Source organism: Paenibacillus sp. OAE614 (genome assembly GCF_040546645.1).
GTDB lineage: Bacteria > Bacillota > Bacilli > Paenibacillales > Paenibacillaceae > Paenibacillus_AQ > Paenibacillus_AQ favisporus.
In genome coordinates, this window is record NZ_JBEPOD010000001.1 from 1403733 (window position 1) to 1421846 (window position 18114).

Consider the following 18114-nt stretch of genomic DNA (forward strand, 5'->3'; position numbering starts at 1 on the left):
ATTACAAATCCAACGAAATGAGGTCAATAAAATGAAAAAATCGATGGTAAATGGGGTAGCCAGCATAACGGAACCGGAGTACAAAGAAGAATTGTTCGTACTGGAGGGCACGGTCGACGTTGACCGAAATGCGCAGGTCATCGTCGACCTGTCCATTGAGATTGAAGCTTCGCAGGAGATCGTATGGCAAATACAGACTGGCGTCGAACAGTGGCCGACTTGGCAAAAGGATATCACTCAAGTGCGGTTATCCGGTCCAATCGCGATAGGAAGCACGTTTTGGTGGGAGACTCATGGGCTACAAATCGTCTCCACGATCCTTGAGGTTGACCCCATGAAACGTATTGTATGGGGAGGTCCAGCACATGGTATCGAAGGCGTTCATGTATGGAACATCACCCCATCACCTAAAGGAGTAATCGTGCACACCACGGAATCCTGGGACGGTCCGCCCGTAGCAGCTGACCCCGACGGCATGCGCGCTGCGCTTATGGCTTCGCTGAATGCCTGGCTAGCCGCACTCAAATCAACAGCCGAGAGTTTGCAGCTGACATCGGCGGAATAGTAATTGATTAATCAATCAATCAATCAATAGTGGAGGAGAAAATAATCTTGAATAGAAGAAAAATCGCAAAACGTCTGATTTACTTTGGCCTTCCTTTAACTTTTGTGCTTCTGGTCGGATCGGTGCTTGTCACTTATTTTTGGCAAATGCGGCTTCAGAAGCCGGAGGAAATCAACATGGCTCACCATCAGATGGCGGCTGGCATGAATGGAATGGATAACATGACCGATATGGCGGGAATGGAGCATATGGATGGCATGGAAAGTTCCTCCTCCAAGGAAGGCGCGGTGTCTTGTTCCTCAATCACGACCCCGGAGTCATCGGCTCCGATTCGCAAGTTCGATCTGACGGCCGCCCGAACGACATTGAAGTTGGACAACGGTAAGACCGTCGATGCCTGGACCTTCAACGGCTTATCTCCGGGTCCGGAACTTCGCGTCACGGAGGGAGACCAGATTGTTGTTACTCTGCATAACCAAGATATTGAGGACGGCGTTACAATTCATTGGCACGGAATTACGGTTCCGTGCTCGCAGGACGGGATTGCGGGAGTAACGCAGGACGCCGTTCCGCCTGGGGAACAGTTCACGTACACCTTCATCGCGACGACTCCGGGCACGTATTGGTATCACTCTCATCAGATGAGCTCGATTCAGGTAAGCAAAGGACTTCTAGGAGCGCTCATCGTCGAGCCGAAGAACGGTTCTGAATCCGATACTTCAACATCGGAGACAACGGCTCTTTATCAACAGCTAGGTTCTTCCATGCTGGTGAACGGAAGCGAGCGAGGACTGACGATCCCCGGCCAGCCAGGCGAACAGGTCAGACTAAGGCTGATCAATTCGGGCAATGAAACGATGGAATTTGGCGTTGACGGGGCTCCCTTCCGGATTCTGGCAATGGATGGCCACGATCTGCATGAACCCGGTCTGCTGGAAGGGACGATAGTTCCGATAGGGGCGGGCCAGCGTTATGACATGCTTATCCAAGTTCCGCGGTCAGGTAAAGTCGTCGTCACCAGTCCCTCGGCTAAGGATTTACCGATTACAATAGGCAGCGGAAGCCAGCCGCAGCATAAAGAAGGCGGGCAGCAGTTCTCGTTTCTCGATTACGGCACCCCGTTGCCTGACGACCCCGTTTTACATGTCAAGCCCGATCGGCATTTTGAGCTTAAGCTCGGCCAAACTCTTTTCACCAAGTCCATTAACGGAAAATCCTTTCACGATATTCCTCCGATGACCGTGAAGGAGGGCGACCATGTTTTCATTACAGTCTCCAACGAAGGGGGAGGAGATCATCCTTTCCACCTTCATGGGCACGTATTCCGAGTCTTGAGTAAGAACGGTGAAGCCTTGCAAGGCAGCCCAGTGTATCTCGATACGCTTCTGACGAAAAAGGGCGAGACTTACGAACTGTACCTGGAAGCTGACAATCCCGGCCTCTGGATGATACATTGCCACAACCTCAAGCACGCCTCGATGGGAATGAGCATGATGTTGAATTACGAAGGCATTACGACGACATACCGGGTAGGAACCAAATCAGGCAATCTTCCCGACTTATAACGTAAGCATTACGTTAATTCGAAAAGGAGCTCAAATTCATGAACCAAGACGCGAAGACATCGATCAACCGTCGAACCGATATCATCTCTGCGGCGATAGAAGTGTTTGCCGAGATCGGCTACTACAGAGCTACTACGGCACAAGTCGCTCAGCGGGTTCAAATCTCACAGCCCTATGTGTTCCGCTTTTTCGCTACGAAGGAACAGCTGCTGTTGTCAGCGCTTGAAGTATCATGGTTGCGAATCTTTGAGTCCTTCCACCAAGTGATCGAGTCCGCATCTTCGAAGCAATCGCTGCCGGCAAAATGGCGTTTTACATCGGCAATATGCATACTCCCTGAGAGTTCATTTATTTGCCGGACGCAGCGGCCATGATTATTGAGCTGGCCGGCAGGGACTTCGGCTATGATCAGAATTGGAATATCCCTGGGGCCGGATCGACACTACAGATACAAAGACAAACGCATATACCACTTGTCTGCCCTGAGAATATTATAGGGCGAGAGCGCAGAAAAAAAAGCATGACAGCTAAGTGTCATGCTTCTTCGTATGTAATTCCCTGTTCATCAAACACTTTCATGACCACAAACATGGCATCCAGCGTTTTGGGAAAGCCCGCATAAGATACACAGTGCATGACGGCCTCTACAATCTCATTGGGCGTAAGCCCGGCATTCAGAGCCCCTTGAATATGGAAATCGATTTGAGCGGCCGCTCCTGAAGCAATCATAGCCCCTATGGTAAGCAGGCTCCGCTGCTTTATATCCAGACCTGGACGGGAATACAGAGAGCCATAAGGGAACTCGACAATCAGCTTGGCCATGTCAGGACTGAATTTCTCCATTTTTTTAACCGTCGCGTTCAGCGTTTCTTCACTGACCATCCGTTGTAGTACTTCTATTCCTTTATCATACCGATTCGATTCCATATACGTCCTCCGTAAGTTTTAATCTAAGCTAAGCAGTCTGGTGAGGATCGGCGGGATTTCTTGAGGGTCCACCATGACCTCGATGACCGCTACTGTATTCGACTGCAAAGCTGTCTGAACCGCCTGCTTGATGTCGATTTCATTCTCACAGCGAAATGCCATTGCGCCCATGGATTGGGCAAACAAGCTAATATCCAGCGGCCGCTCATAGACAGCACCGACGGAGCGTCCCGTGTTATAGGACATTCCCTTTTCCACCATATCTAAGCGACCGTTATTCAGCACAAAGAAGATAACCGGAATCCCGTGGTTCACTGCTGTCGATATCTCGGTGCCGTGCATCATGATGCAGCCGTCGCCGGTCACACAGACGACAGGGCGATCTTGCATAGCTATTTTCGCTCCGATCGAATAGCCGATCGCCGCTCCCATCGCGATGAACACCTCATCGAAAAAGAACGTCCCGGGCTCGATGATTTCGAAATGCTGTACGGCATGAAAGGAGTGACTCCCTGCATCTCCGAAGAGTACCGCCTCTTTCGGGAGCACGGCCCGCAAGCTCCTGAACGCCGCTCCCGCTGACAACATGGTGGATTCCATCTGGGAGGATGCCGCTGCCGCTTGTGCCCGCGGTGTCAGCATCTCATGCTCTTTGGACGTTGCCCCGCTCCGCAAAATGAGTTGAGTCAAGTTGGAGTGGATATCGCCAAGGATCAATTGCGTCGGCGCCTGAATGGTTTTGCCTGCGAACGTAAGGTCATACTCAAATTGCAAGACCTTGTCCGGCTCCATATCGGCCGTAAATCCGGACAAAGACATGTCGCACAATTTGCTGCCGACGACGATCATCAGGTCAACGCCGGATTTCAAATAATCGGTTGCATACTTGGAACCGCCGAGGCCATACCCGCCCAAGTATAAGGGATGATTGGTAGGAAAGGCCCCTTTCCCGCCAGGAGTGGTCATTACAGGAATTCCCCAATGTTCTGCAATCGTCTGCAATTGGTCATAGGTATCCGACATGACGGCCCCTTTGCCCACGAAGAGGACTGGTTTCTTGGCCTCATCCAGCAACGAGATGGCCTTATCAATGTCGGGAGATACAACGGGTGAAATATGGTCCGGCAATGGCAGGTAGAAGGTCTCCACTTCCTCCATCAGCACATCAAATGGGATGCACAGATGAACGGGTCCCTTTTCACCGGTGTAGGCTTTTTCCAAGGCATGTTTAAGGTAGAGATAGAGAGTGTCCCCCCGTTCGATGCGAGCACTGAACAAGGTGACAGGTTCGAACATTTTAACCAAATCTGCCCCGAACTGGCTTGAATCCTGGCTTAAAGCGCGTCCAGTCTCTTGCATCGAAGGCTGTCCGGTAATGAACAATACAGGCAGCTGGAATTCTCTGGCCTGCGCTGCGGCTGTAATCAGGTTTGTTCCTCCCGGCCCGGAAGTGCCAATCGCGATCCCCATCGTTTTTGCTGCCAGAGCATAACCGGACGCTTCAAACCCACAGCCGGCTTCGTGACGACCCAGCACATATTGAATATCATAGTTTTCGAGTTCCAGCATCAGCGGAGAGATGGACTTTCCGGGAATGCCGAACACGTGGGTAATTCCCCATTTTTTAAAATGCTCGACTAATATTGTATACACTCTTTGTTTCATCTTATCACCCCTGCAAATTGGTTTTTATGGTCGTCGTTTGCATCAACAACGGTTCGATTTGTTCTGCTGGTATAGGTGGGTAATAATAAAAGCCTTGTACTTCATGGCAGTTCTGACTGCGCAGGAAATTCAACTGATCCTTCGTTTCTACACCTTCTGCGATCACATCGATTCCAAGCTTGTGGGCCATCGCGATTACCGTAGCTACAATGTCCGCGTCATTCGAATCCGTCATGATATCCCTGACAAAGGATTGATCAATCTTCAGCCGGTCAATCGCAAACTGTTTCAGATAGGAGAGATTGCTGTAACCTGTCCCAAAGTCGTCGATGCAGATCAGTATACCTAGTTCCTTCAGCTTTCCGAGTATCTCGATTGCAACTTCAACATTCATCGTCATCGACTCTGTGATTTCGAGCTCCAGATAGGAGGGATCGATGTGGGTTTCGAGTAAAATCTCTTTGATGGTCTCTACCAAATCATGCTTTGAAAATTGGCGAGAAGAGAGATTCACCGACACGCGCATCGGGGTAAACCCTTTTTCCTTCCACTTTTGATGCTGAAGGCAGGCGGTTTTGAGCACCCATTTTCCGAGGGGGACAATGAGTCCTGTTTCTTCGGCGATCGGGATGAACTTAGCCGGGGGGATCAAGCCAAGAGTCGGGTGATTCCAGCGAACAAGCGCTTCGGTACCGATGATTTCCCCTGTCTTTGAATCGATCTGGGGCTGGTAATATAACACGAATTCTTCTAGCTGCAACGCTTTACGGATCGAATTCTCCAGCGTAAGCCGTTCAATACCGCCGCCGCTCGGGATAGATTTGAAAATGTTATAGTTGTTCTTCCCATCGTCTTTCATCTGGTAAAGGGCAATGTCGGCGTTCTTCATCAGCATCTCGACATCCCTGCCATCTTGAGGATAGAAGGCAATACCGATACTGGCTGTTATATATAATTCATAGCCGTCCACTGCAAATGGTTTCTCGAATGCTCTAATAATCTCTTCCGCAACCTGAATGGCTTCCGTCTGATCCTTAATCTCTTCCAAGAGGATCGTGAATTCATCCCCACCCATTCTGGATACCAGTTGGTCCGAAGCGTGGCAGCAAGCTTTCAGCCGCTCGGCAACCATCTTCAACAGCACGTCGCCGTTGTTATGACCCAGCGTATCGTTAATCTTCTTGAAACTGTCCAGATCGAGAAACATGACGGCAAAGATACGGTTTTCTTTCCCCCCTTGTCTCAGCAATTCACCAATATGCCCGGTGAAAAACCTTCGATTCGGCAAACCGGTTAAATCGTCATGGTAGGCTAAATAATTGATTTGCTTTTGCGTATGATAACGCTCCGTGATGTCCCGAAACTGTGCGAATGCGCCCATGATCTGCATATTCTCATCACGAATAGGGAAGGCGTCAAACAGGCAGACCAGCTCGTCTTGTCCCATCTTAGGACGCAGCATGAATTCCATATCTTCATACTCTTTCCCCGTTTGAAGGACCTCTTTAATGAAGTCGTTTGTTTTGGCATTCGGAATAGGTTTATTGATGACATCCTGCTTTTTGGCACCGGTTAAAATTTCAGCAAACTTGTTGAACTCGGTAATGTTTCCATCCCGATCCGTAATAATAATGCCGTTTCTTGTCGTTTCGATGACCACCTGATTCAATATGTGCAATCGTCTGTTTTGCTTCTTCAATAGCAGTTCTCTTTCGATCGAATCGACAACCGTGCATAGCATCGCCAGTAAAAAGGGGTTGTGCTGGTCGATCGTCGTCATGATCGTAATGGTTCCAAGCAAATTGGAGATATCTGTATATTGAAAGGGTACGGTATAACAGGCCGAGGACCATAAAAATTCATAATAATGCTCGTCCCCGACAAGTTGAATCGGCTCACGATGATCCAAAACCAAATTAATGCTGTTGGTTCCCGCTTCGTGTTCATTGAACACGAGGCCAACTTTAATGCCCGATTGCTGAATCACAGTCTTGATCGCTTCATCCCCGGCCATTTCCAGTATGCAGCCGTTCTCATCGGTAATCAGGATGAGCAGCGGGAGCCCTTTCATGAGCTCCAACAACTTATGAACAAAGAAATCAATGACGGACAGTATCTCCTCGTATTCTGCCCGTTTTAGATTCAAATCGCTTTCTGATAAAAAGTTAGTAAAGGAGGGAATCCCCTGTGGATCAATACCTAGCTTTTCACATCTCTTTTTAGACTCCGAGATCAAGGATAACTTCGTCAAATCAATCCCCCTACTTTACCAAGAAAAATGCAATAAATTTACTTGAATGATATGTAGCTGAAATTTACCGGTTCTTTTTTCATTATGACGGCGCTCAAAGTTTTTTTCAATTTATTTTCTGTTAGATTCTGGGTGATTAAAGCAAACAAAAAAGAAGCCCCACTGAGATCACTGGGTTGATGTTACAGTTTCATCCATTTCTCTTTGAAAAATAGAGAGAAGACTCGAACCGCAATGATTTTCAGCATCATATAAACGGGAATGATAACAATCATCGCGATGATTCCCCCGATATTGCCGGCAGCCAGGACAAGGATTACGGTTGTAAGGGGGTGAATATCCAGCTTTTTACCAAATACATAGGGAGCGATCAAGTTATCTTGAACTTGCTGAGCGACCAGTATGATGACAAGCGACCATATAGCCGTCGCCGGCGATTGCGTCAGCCCTACGATGACAATCGGAATCGCTGACAGGATCGCACCGACAAACGGGATAAAGTTTGCAATGACTGATATGACCGTAAGCAAGAAAGCATAAGGTAAGCCAATAATCAGGAAGCCGATATACATTAAGACACCCAACGAAAGATTGACGATCACTCTTCCGACGATAAATCCGCTTAACATATGGTCGATTCCTGTGACAATCTCACGGGAATCGTTTTGATAACGAGTTGGCGTTGCGCGCACAAGTAAATTTCCGAACTTCTCTCCTTCTTTTAGCATGAAAAACAGGAGGATGGGGAAGGTGAACAGGATAATCGTAAAATTAGACACAAATGAAAACAAACCGCCTAAATAATTCGACATGAAAGAAAAGCCTTTGTTTAAGTAATTGGTGATTGATGAGAGTCCATTGCTTTCATTGGCCGGAAATAAGGAAGCGAGGAATCCGTTCTTCTCAAGCTCATTGATCTGTTCCCCTACTGAACTCAAGAGACTTGGGATATTATCAAGAAAGCTTATAAACTGTCCGTAGAGCACAGGCCATTTGCTAGTAATGAACCAAACGATTGCAAGCGCGAAAATGACGTAAATAATCAAAATGGCCAAGGTCCGGTTAACTTTATATTTTTCCATTAACTTCACCAGCGGCCTGAGCAAATAGTAAAAAAATACGGATAGAAGCAGCGGGATGGCCACTACCTCGATTAATGCAATGATCGGACGAAATACAAAACTCACTTTGGATCCTAAGAAAATGATCAAAAACAGTAATACGATAAGCATGCCAAAGCGCAATGCTTTGTTTGTGGTGAACAAATGATTTCCCTCCATTTTGTAAAAAACTCCCCGGCTTGATGCGCAAATTGGGCATCCTGCGTTCGGTCTCATCTCTACAATAGAATTAAAGATACTTACTTTTACGCTGGCTTAAGAATGACGTTTCATAATGTAATGAACATCCATCTAGTTATAACGCTTTAGTTTTTTTGATAATAAACAAAAAAATAATTTAAATATTCCTTTACAGGAATATTCCTACAGTGGTATATTTTTCCCATAAGCTTAGCAGTATTCAAATGGGAGGGAAAAACAGGATGAATCAGGAAGTTACAGCCTACATCGAAAATCTGCCGAAATGGCAGGGAGAGATGAGTTCAACCCTGCGGAATATGGTTCATGAGACGATTTCGGAAGTCGAAGAACGCATTCAGTACAAGAAACCGCATTTTTTGAAAAACGGCCATTATGCAGCGGTGATCTCGCCGGCAAAGGACGCCATTGCGTTCATGATCATGAACGCAGACAGCATCGATTTTCCAAAGGAATTCGACGGGCCTGCTGAACGGAAATGGATCAAATTGCGGGAAGGCGACACTCCGGATCTGGCTCTGCTGTCAGGTCTACTGAAGCAAGCTTCCAGCACGTTGTAACAGGAAATCGGGGGGGACAATGAAAACGACAACTTTGAACGCGCTCGCGGAACCCAACCGATTGCAGATCATTGAACTGTTGCGCGAAGGTCCGCTTACGGTCGGGGAAATTGCGGATCGGCTGCACCTTCGGCAACCCCAAGCGTCCAAACATTTAAAAGTTTTGAGTGAAGCCGACCTTGTCGAAGTTCGGGCGGACGCCAACCGGCGAATCTACCGGCTTCGCCCCGAGCCATTCATGGAAATGGATGCATGGCTCCATACGTTTCGCAGTATGTGGGAAGACCGTTTTGACCGTTTATCCGATTATCTTAATCAATTAAAAAAATCAGATTAACCCTAAATTCCAAGGAGGAGATCTAATGAATACTCAAGGACTTTTATTGAAACGTGAGTTTGACGCCCCCCGGGAGCTGGTATTTGAGGTCTGGACCAATCCGGCGCACTTTGGCAACTGGTGGGGACCAAAGGGGTTTTCGCTTGAAGTGGCTAAGATGGACGTTCGGCCAGGCGGAATGTTTCTCGGCTGCCAGAAGTCGCCGGATGGACAGCAGGCGATGTGGGGCAAATTCGTTTACCAGGAAGTGCAGGCACCGGAGAAGCTGGTATGGGTCCAGTCCTTTTCCGATGAAGAGGGTAACACCGTTCGCGCTCCGTTCAATCCGAACTGGCCGCTGGAAATTCTGAATATTCTGACGCTTGAGGAAAATGAGGGGAAGACGGTGCTGACGCTGCAAGGTGGACCGCTCAATGCCTCTAAGGAGGAGCAGGAAGCATTCGACTCGATGGCGCCAATGGTTGCACAAGGGTTCGAAGGTACCTTTGAGCAACTTGCAAACTACCTGGCTAGCCAACAATAAAGCCAATACTAAGGGTAATCTGAAAGCCTCGGAGAGAATTTGCTCCGCGGCTTTTGCTATTCATGGTAATAGATTGCATCATAATCGACGTTCCGGGTCAGACCCCGGGCCGTACAGCTTTCGGTAGGTCTCTGGCGTCATGCCTTCCTTCTGCCGAAACGTAGCCACGAAGTGACTCGCGTCGCGAAACCCCACCGCTTCTCCGATGCGGCGCACCGTCCAATCGGGCCGGTAAGGGAGCCATTCCTTCGCCTTGCGGAGCCTTAGCTGAATGAGATAGGCATAGGCCGTCATCCCGAATAAATCGCGAAATCTTTCATTCAGCTGCCGTTCACCGATGCCCAGCTGCGCAGCCATCTCCGCCAAGCCGATTTCCGGGTTGGCGAATTCGTGTTCCAGCCAGTTCAGCAGGCCTTGAACCCGGTCCAGCCGCTTCGAGATGGAGGGCCGCTTGTCCGTGCGGGCGTCCGTACGAAGCAGCGTAAGAAATCGGTATAAATCCGCGGAATACCGCCATCCCGACGGATCGCCGCCCGATTCGGCGAACGCCAGCATGCCTTTTAGCTGGTCGGTTATCGGATCATGGCCGGCTTCCCATTGAAACCATTCGGCGGCACTCCAGCCGAGGGAACGGACGAAACTGGCGGCGATACTTCCATGAAAAGTGATATAACCGGTCTGCCAGCCGCCGCCTTTGGGCTCATATCGATGAGGCGTCCCCGGGGCGAGAAGAACGCCCGATCGTTCCGTCATTTTCCACGTGTACCCGTTCATTGATAGTTCTCCCTCTCCATGTAATGTCTGAAGCCAATGGAAATAGGGATAGCCCGAGGGCCTTGCTATGGTCTCCTGGTCGGGTTTGATCCCAATTGTCTCCAGCTGCAGGGGCAGCAGCTCCGAAGGGAAGGCGGGAACGACTCGGCGCATCTTATAAAAACCTCCATATTCTTATATAAAAAATCCCGAATTTTATATTTTTTACAGATATCATAAGCCATTAAGATAGGGTTATCTATTGCAGTTTTATCATATAGATTGAGGTGTGACAAGTTGATTAATACGAAAAAAGCGAAAATTTGGTATGGCGGCGATTACAACCCGGATCAATGGGAGAAGCCGGTCTGGGACGAAGATTTACGTATGTTCAAGTTGGCTGGTATAGACGTCGTGACGCTCAACGTATTTGCCTGGGCGAAGAACCAACCCGACGAAGACACGTACAATTTCGATTGGCTCGACGAGATGATGGACAAGCTGCACGCGGATGGAATCGGCGTCTGCCTCGCCACAAGTACGGCAGCCCATCCCGCATGGATGGCGCGCAGGTACCCTGACGTGCTCCAAGTCGATTTTCATGGCCGTAAACGGAAGTTCGGCGGACGCCACAATTCCTGCCCGAACAGCCCGACTTACCGCAAGTTTGCAGCTCGTATGGCGGAGAAACTGGCGGAGCGTTACAAGGACCACCCGGCATTGCTTATTTGGCATATTAACAACGAATACGGCGGTGCGGGGAACTGCTACTGCGACAACTGCGAAGCGGCTTTCCGGGAATGGCTCAAAGCGCGTTACGGCACGCTTGATGAGGTGAATCGGGCCTGGAACACCGGGTTCTGGGGCCACACGTTCTACGATTGGGAAGATATTGTCCTGCCAAGCGGACTGAGCGAGGAATGGGCCGGGGCGAACGGGCGGACGGAGACGAACTTCCAAGGCATTTCGCTCGACTACATCCGTTTCCATTCCGACAGCCTGCTGGAGTGCTACAAGCTTGAATATGAAGCCGTCAAAAAGCACACCCCGGACGTTCCTGTAACGACGAACCTGATGGGCGCCTTCAAAAAGCTCGACTACCACAAATGGGCTCAGCACATGGACGTCGTGTCATGGGACAACTATCCCCGTTTCGATACGCCCCACAGTTACACAGGTATGATGCATGATCTGATGCGCGGTTTAAAAGCGGGGCAGCCGTTTATGCTCATGGAGCAGACGCCGAGCCAGCAAAACTGGCAGCCTTACAACTCGCTTAAGCGTCCTGGAGTCATGCGGCTGTGGAGCTACCAGGCAGCGGCCAGAGGGGCAGATACGATCTTGTTCTTCCAGCTCCGCCGATCAATCGGCGCCTGCGAGAAATATCACGGGGCCGTGATCGAGCATGTCGGCCATGAGCATACACGCGTGTTTCGCGAATGTGCCCAGCTCGGCGAGGAACTTGCCCAGCTCGGGGATACGCTGCTTGATGCCCGTGTTCAGGCCAAAACGGCCATTTTGTTCGATTGGGAGAACTGGTGGGCAGTCGAAATGTCGAGCGGTCCGTCAATCGCTCTGCGTTATGTAGACGAAGTTCATAAGTTCTATGACGCGCTGTATCGTTCGGGCATTGCGGCGGACGTCGTCAGCGTGGAGGCGGATCTAAGCAGCTACAGTCTGGTCATTGCGCCAGTGATGTATATGGTGAAGCAGGGCGTAGCGGACAAGCTGGAGAAATACGTACAAGCAGGCGGCACGTTTGTTACGACTTTCTTCAGTGGGATTGTTGATGAAAACGATCTTGTCCGGACGGGCGGATATCCCGGCGAGCTGCGCAAGCTTCTCGGGATATGGGCGGAAGAAATCGATGCCCTGCTTCCGGACCAGCGCAACCGCATTGTCGTGTCTGACGGCACCCCCGGTATGAAGCCGGAATACGAATGCGGCATGCTCTGTGACTTGATTCATTCGGAAGGCGCCGAGGTCAAGGCGGTATACGGCGAAGATTTCTACCGCGGCATGCCGGCGCTAACCGTGAACAAGTTCGGCTCAGGTGAAGCCTGGTATGTGGCGACAAGCCCGGAGGCGTCATTCCTTCAAGACTGGCTGTCGCAATTGTGCGCCTCCCATGGGATTAAGCCCCACATTCCTTCCGCCCCGGCAGGCGTGGAGACGACGCTTCGATCCAAGGAGGGCCAAGACTACCTATTTGTGCTCAATCATAACGCCGATGCCGCAACCGTCGAACTGGGGGATCGGGCCGGCATCGACCTGTTGACCGGCCGTACGCTATATGGCGGAAGGGCGGAACTGATGGGACATGATGTATGGATTGTCAAGCTCGATCGGTAGCATAACGTCTCAGGAAGCAAGTTCATAAGGTTGGCAGAGTTACACCTTAAGGGTTCCTGGTTACCGCGTGGCTCTATTACGAGAATAGGGGATGAACCGAGATGAAAATAAACGCAAACCTAAACGACCTGGAGCAGATCGTCGGACGAGTAGCGTCTTACACGTTCGACATGGACCTGACGTGGGATTGGCCGGGAGGCGTCGCTTACTATGGCGTCAGCAGAGCATTTGAAGTAACCGGCGAGCAGGCCTACCTGGAACGGATGAAGGGATGGGTGGATGAATATATCGAAGCCGGTCTGCCGGACTGGACGGTGAATACGTGCGCCATGGGTCACATACTGCTCACGCTATACGAGCAGACAAAAGATGAGAAGTATGCGGAGATCATTCACAGCAAACTCGATTACCTGGAGAATGATGCGCTGCGTTTCGGCGATCGGGTGCTTCAGCATACGGTATCGTCGGGGAACGATTTTCCGGAGCAGTGTTGGGCGGATACGCTGTTCATGGCGGCATATTTCATGCTGCGTGCGGGCATCCTGTTCGATAAAAAACACCTCATTAACGACGCCCTGCATCAATTTTTCTGGCATATCAACTACTTGCAGGACGACAACGACGCCCTTTGGTATCACGGCTACAACCATATTAAACAGGACCATATGTCAGGCATTTACTGGGCGCGTGCGAACGCTTGGGCTGCCTATACGATGGCCCGCGCGGCACGTATTCTGCCGGAAGGGTACCTTTATCCCCCGATGATGCATATTTGGAGCTCATTGCGCGATCAGCTTGCCGCGATTAAGAAGCTACAGAAGGAAGACGGCCTGTGGGGAACGGTTCTGGATTACCCGGAAGCTTACGGCGAGGTATCGGCCACGGCGGGCATCGGGGCGGCCATGGTAACCCAAGGCAATCCTTTGCACGCAAAATATGTGCAGAAGGCGCTTGACGGCCTGCTGGCGAACATTGCCGGCAACGGCCGCGTGCTAAACGTATCGGGCGGCACCGCTGTCATGAATGACATCTCCGGATACCTCGGCATCGACAGGAAATGGGCCCAGGGCTGGGGGCAAGGACTGGCGCTCGCGTTTCTGACCTCGGTGATTGAGGAACTCAAGAAAAATGAAGCGAGAGTGGATCACAAGTCGGTGGATGCTTTGTGAGATGAATAGAATGATGTTCTTGTAACAGAACGTGATTGAGAGCGTGGGATTACCACTCAAGAGAGCAACGAATCAAACATGATTCGTTGCTCTTTTATAATTAGAATTGAAGTCTAGCAGAGATAGGAGGTTCACTCATCCAAGTCCGCAGCAAAACATTGAAAGCTCATTAAAGTATTTTCCTTGATAACAGAGAACGAGAATCCGGCTAGTACCAGCGGAGGCATTACCTTATTTATTTCACATCGCAAACTTTCGCAAAAATCGCAGAGAATTGCTTGAATCAAGGGAATTTTGTCATTGAGGAATGGAACGAATAGGCCTGGAGAATTATTTAAGTATACATTGAAAAATAATAATTGAATTAAGAATACTTAAAATATAAAATACATACCGAATATAATGATAAAGGAGGTTCACAAAGTGCGTCTGCGACTGTTATCAGGTATTTTGTCCGTGGTCATGCTTATTCAGCTTGTTCCGGTATTCAAGGTGCACGCAGGTCCGTATGTACCGGATCTTCCGCAATCGGGTCATGTCCTCACGGGCCAGGATTTGATTCCAGCCCTCGTCCTCCACGATTTCAACACACCTGAAGATGTAGCGTCATGGAAAGCGGGAACCAACACCAAAGAGGTCAAGTATGTGACAAGTATGCTAAACGGCCCGAACTCGCCGTATGAAGGAAGCGGTGCTCTGGAACAGGTCCCGGACCCGGTCAAAGTGTATGAATGGCGCACGATTTATACGGAATACGAGCAGCCGAAGGACTTGTCTGCATACCGTTTCCTGGCGTTTGCGGCAGACAGCTGGGGTTGGCAGGCATCTGCAGACTATGTGCTGAAGGTGAAATTGTTCAGTGGAGACGACGAATTTGAGAGCATTGCCCATATCCGCCCGGATCAATGGAAGTGGATCTTCATCCGGCTGGGGGATTGGGAAGGCAAACATGCCGTCACCAAGATGGAAATATCCTTTATGCAAAATTTTGATCTGGAAAATGTGCAGCCGGGCCAGCCGGGATACGATTCCTGGGATGGACGGTTTCAGATCGATTATATCTGCGCGACGAACGTAATTGATCTTGGATTTAATCAGGAAGAGGAAACCGAAGGCTTCACCGCCCTGAACGGCTCGGTTCAGGCACAGGACGGGGCATTGGCATACCGCATGGAGGCTGAAGGCGGGTACATCGAATCACCGGAAATCAAGATCGATACTACGCAGAGGAACGGCATGACGATCGACATGACGAACGACACGGGTGCTCAGGAACTGAAAATCCAGTGGCGGACCGAGGGGGGAGAGTGGTCTGACGACCAGGTGAAATCGTTCACCGTTCCGGCCAGCGGTACTTTCTCGCAAGACTTTAACTTCTCGGATCATCCTGGATGGCAGGGCATCGTCACTGCATTCCGCATCATTCCGGAAGCAGCAGCCGGCACGATCAAGGTGGACCAGATTCGCTTCAGGCAGCTGCCGGAAATGGAGCAGCCGTATGCAGGCAAAGCGGAAGCCAGTATAAATCAGGACGGCAGGATCATCGTGGAAGGAAAGGTTAATCCAGACTTTGTGTCTGCTCATCCCGAAGGACAGCTGGAGCTGTTTGAATTGGCGACCTACGAGGAGGCGAAGGATGTGCTTTCAGCCAAGACGCCTCTTGCACAGACCGCTCTAGGCGAGTCGTTCCGGTTCGAAACGGCTGTGAATGACGGGCAGCGGAGCCGTCTCTACTCCAAATTCGCCGTTGCGTTCCGTGCGGAAGACGGCACATATACCCCAATGGACGCTCCGCAGTATATCACCAATCCGGAAGCCACCGCTCGCAACACTGAGCCCTATCCGGAGGCGCAAAGCATTAAGGGGCTTCAGGTACAAATGACGGGTGACGCCCAGGAGCTTGGAATCAGCCATGCCGCTCTGAATGTAAGCTACAACGAACTGATGTACAAATCCAATAACCATCCAGATAATACGATATCTTACGACCTTGAAGGGGAAACCTTCTATTTCCGCAAAGACCGGATCGAACGTATGGATAACGCTATCAAAAGCTTGTCCGACAACGGCATTATCGTCTCCCTGATCTTGATCATGTATGATATCAAGGATCCCGATTCACCCAATGAGTTCCTGATCCATCCGGACTCCGAGCCTGGAGGGACCGTATATGCGCTCAATACGAGTAATGACATGGGCGTAAAATACGTGAAGGCGGCTACCAGGTTCATGGCGCAGCGTTATTCGATGCCAAGCGAACAATACGGGAGAGCCGTCAATTATATCGTCGGCAATGAAGTCGGCCAGAACAAAGTTTGGAACAATATGGGGCCCAAAAAGGTGGATGCCTACGTCCGGGAGTATGTCCAGACCTTCCGGCTGATCGACACGATCGTCAAAAGCGAGTATGCCAACGCCAGAACGTATGTATCTTTGGACCATTTCTGGAATGAAAAGCTGGACGATGCTTCTCTTTGGAAATACGACAACAAGGTCATTGTCGATAAAATGGCGGAATTATCGCGTAAAGAAGGCGATTTCGCCTGGAACATTGCCGCGCATCCTTACCCGGAAGATTTGTTCAACCCGCGTTTCTGGAATGATGCCACGGCAACGGATTCGTTTGACACCCAGCGCATTACGTTTAAAAACCTGGGCGTTCTTGTGGATTATATGAAGCAGCCGGAGCTTCTCCATAACGGTCAGATGCGGCGAATCATCCTGTCGGAGCAAGGCTTCCACAGCTTGACCAATTCGGAAGAGCATCAGAAGCTTCAGGCGGCCGCTTATGCCTATGCTTATTATAAAGTGAAGTTTTTGGATGGCATTGACGCTTTCATCCTCCACCGGCATGTTGACCATGGACAGGAGGGCGGGCTTAATCTCGGCTTGTGGACCCATACCCCGGACAGCATCGTGACGCCGGATCAACCGAAATATATTTATGATGTCTTTAAATATATCGATACGGCCCGCTCGCTGGAAGTAACCGAGTTTGCCAAGCCGATCATCGGGATTTCGGATTGGCGGGAAGCGATTCCGAATTTTGATCCCGGCCAGCTTCAGGACCGGACGATTCCCTCGATCGGTGGCCTCGATTATATTCGTGACGTGCAGAAGCCAAGGGAAGGAAGCGGTTTTGAGTCCGGCACTGACGGCTATGCCGCATCGGATGAGGTGCAGGAAGTGAGCAAAGCTTCCGGCGATGCCTTCAACGGAACAGGCTACCTGGCAGCCAGATTCAACAGCCCGTACGCGAAAAATTGGGCCGGCGTGCAGAAAGAGTTCACGGAGCCGGTCGATGCCAGAAAAACACCATATTTCACAGCCGCGCTTCGGCTGGCCGATGTGGATCCGGAAAAGGCATATGAGGCGAAGATTATTGTGTACAGCGGATTTGACCGGATCGAAGGAACTGCCAAGCTGGATCCGTCCCAGGGATGGCAGCTGGTTTCTCTTCCAGTTGGGGATTGGAAGGGAGCGAAGTCCGTTGACCGGGTGAAGGTCTGGGTGCGCTCCGAGGGAGGAGCCCCGTTGACGGGAGAATTCCGTGTGGATGAAGCCCGTTTTGCCGAAAAAGTGAAATATGATCCTCATTCTCCTAACTTGGCGATCTCGGTACAACAGCTGTCGCACAAGCTTGAGGTGGGAGCGAAGCTTACCGTCACGGTCACCAATCTCGGATCCCAAAAGCTGAACAAGAAATTGAGGGTGGAGCTCCCCCAAGGAATTCAAGCATCCCCGGGAAGTATTGATCTTGGCGACGTTGGAACAGGGATGAGCAAGAACATCACCTTGGAGATCACCGGATATGCTCCAATAAATGAAAAAGAACTGACATTGTCTTTGGACTATGATTCCCGTAAATTCACCTTTCCTTTGGAATGATGTAAGCAAGGGAGTAGCATGATTCCTTCAATCAAATCAAGAAATCCGAAAACAAGAGCGATCGTAGGGACATTTTACGTACTTGCGTCCATCATCCATTCAAGCTTCTCAACTTATATAGAAATGACTGTGGTACTCGGTAGAGTGCTGCAGTCATTTTTTGATATCGAGCAGTTGTCCTTTAATCTGAACTTTGGGGATCGGTCCAGTCAATGTATATTTAGTTGTAAACATCCCAAA

13 protein-coding genes and 2 pseudogenes are annotated in these 18114 nt (G+C 50.1%); 10 read left to right on the forward strand and 5 right to left on the reverse strand.

What is annotated here, in order from left to right; translation table 11 throughout:
- Positions 1 to 43 precede the first annotated feature (43 nt).
- From ABIE48_RS06875 to ABIE48_RS34455, 4 genes and pseudogenes are all read left to right on the forward strand, one after another.
- On the forward strand, positions 44 to 565 hold the full coding sequence (locus ABIE48_RS06875; RefSeq protein WP_192714973.1) for an SRPBCC family protein: 522 nt from the start codon (positions 44 to 46) through the stop codon (positions 563 to 565).
- 47 nt (positions 566 to 612) lie between these two features.
- Positions 613 to 2130, forward strand: coding sequence for a multicopper oxidase family protein (locus tag ABIE48_RS06880; RefSeq protein WP_354518579.1), 1518 nt, complete (start codon positions 613 to 615; stop codon positions 2128 to 2130).
- A gap of 38 nt (positions 2131 to 2168) precedes the next feature.
- Positions 2169 to 2420, forward strand: a pseudogene (locus ABIE48_RS06885) (TetR/AcrR family transcriptional regulator); the annotation flags it as partial.
- Positions 2414 to 2566, forward strand: a pseudogene (locus ABIE48_RS34455) (epimerase); the annotation flags it as partial. The pseudogenes ABIE48_RS06885 and ABIE48_RS34455, both read left to right, overlap by 7 nt.
- A 98-nt stretch (positions 2567 to 2664) precedes the next feature.
- Here ABIE48_RS34455 and ABIE48_RS06890 read toward each other — a convergent pair.
- The 4 genes from ABIE48_RS06890 to ABIE48_RS06905 form a co-directional block, all read right to left on the reverse strand.
- Positions 2665 to 3057, reverse strand: coding sequence for a carboxymuconolactone decarboxylase family protein (locus tag ABIE48_RS06890; RefSeq protein WP_192714971.1), 393 nt, complete (start codon positions 3055 to 3057; stop codon positions 2665 to 2667).
- A gap of 18 nt (positions 3058 to 3075) precedes the next feature.
- The gene (locus tag ABIE48_RS06895; RefSeq protein ID WP_145022759.1) at positions 3076 to 4722 is read right to left on the reverse strand and encodes a thiamine pyrophosphate-binding protein; all 1647 of its coding nucleotides are present in this window, start codon (positions 4720 to 4722) and stop codon (positions 3076 to 3078) included.
- A gap of 4 nt (positions 4723 to 4726) precedes the next feature.
- On the reverse strand, positions 4727 to 6973 hold the full coding sequence (locus ABIE48_RS06900) for an EAL domain-containing protein (RefSeq protein WP_145022756.1): 2247 nt from the start codon (positions 6971 to 6973) through the stop codon (positions 4727 to 4729).
- Between the two features lie 182 nt (positions 6974 to 7155).
- Positions 7156 to 8238, reverse strand: coding sequence for an AI-2E family transporter (locus ABIE48_RS06905; RefSeq protein WP_354518582.1), 1083 nt, complete (start codon positions 8236 to 8238; stop codon positions 7156 to 7158).
- 278 nt (positions 8239 to 8516) lie between these two features.
- Between ABIE48_RS06905 and ABIE48_RS06910 the strand changes: the two genes are divergently transcribed.
- Genes ABIE48_RS06910 through ABIE48_RS06920 form a run of 3 tightly spaced genes read left to right on the forward strand, consistent with a single transcriptional unit; the run spans position 8517 to position 9712 of the window.
- Positions 8517 to 8852 (forward strand): DUF1801 domain-containing protein, encoded by a 336-nt coding sequence (locus tag ABIE48_RS06910; protein WP_192714969.1) that lies wholly within the window; start codon positions 8517 to 8519, stop codon positions 8850 to 8852.
- 19 nt (positions 8853 to 8871) lie between these two features.
- A complete protein-coding gene (locus tag ABIE48_RS06915) occupies positions 8872 to 9189 on the forward strand; it encodes an ArsR/SmtB family transcription factor (protein WP_192714968.1) in 318 nt (105 codons plus the stop codon).
- Positions 9190 to 9214: 25 nt separating this feature from the next.
- Entirely contained in the window at positions 9215 to 9712 is a 498-nt protein-coding gene (locus tag ABIE48_RS06920) for an SRPBCC family protein (protein ID WP_145022745.1), read from the forward strand.
- Between the two features lie 78 nt (positions 9713 to 9790).
- On the opposite strand, the gene ABIE48_RS06925 is transcribed toward ABIE48_RS06920, so the two are convergent.
- Positions 9791 to 10639 carry an AraC family transcriptional regulator gene (locus tag ABIE48_RS06925; protein ID WP_192714967.1) on the reverse strand — a complete coding sequence of 283 codons (849 nt, stop codon included), beginning with the start codon at positions 10637 to 10639 and terminating at the stop codon, positions 9791 to 9793.
- A 123-nt stretch (positions 10640 to 10762) separates the two neighbouring features.
- Between ABIE48_RS06925 and ABIE48_RS06930 the strand changes: the two genes are divergently transcribed.
- The 3 genes from ABIE48_RS06930 (at position 10763) to ABIE48_RS06940 (ending at position 17874) form a co-directional block, all read left to right on the forward strand.
- Entirely contained in the window at positions 10763 to 12817 is a 2055-nt protein-coding gene (locus ABIE48_RS06930; protein ID WP_192714966.1) for a beta-galactosidase, read from the forward strand.
- Positions 12818 to 12918: 101 nt separating this feature from the next.
- On the forward strand, positions 12919 to 13986 hold the full coding sequence (locus tag ABIE48_RS06935; RefSeq protein ID WP_192714965.1) for a glycoside hydrolase family 88/105 protein: 1068 nt from the start codon (positions 12919 to 12921) through the stop codon (positions 13984 to 13986).
- 423 nt (positions 13987 to 14409) lie between these two features.
- Positions 14410 to 17874: a DUF5722 domain-containing protein gene (locus tag ABIE48_RS06940; protein WP_192714964.1), complete on the forward strand. Its 3465-nt coding sequence runs from the start codon at positions 14410 to 14412 to the stop codon at positions 17872 to 17874.
- The last annotated feature ends 240 nt before the right edge of the window (positions 17875 to 18114 follow it).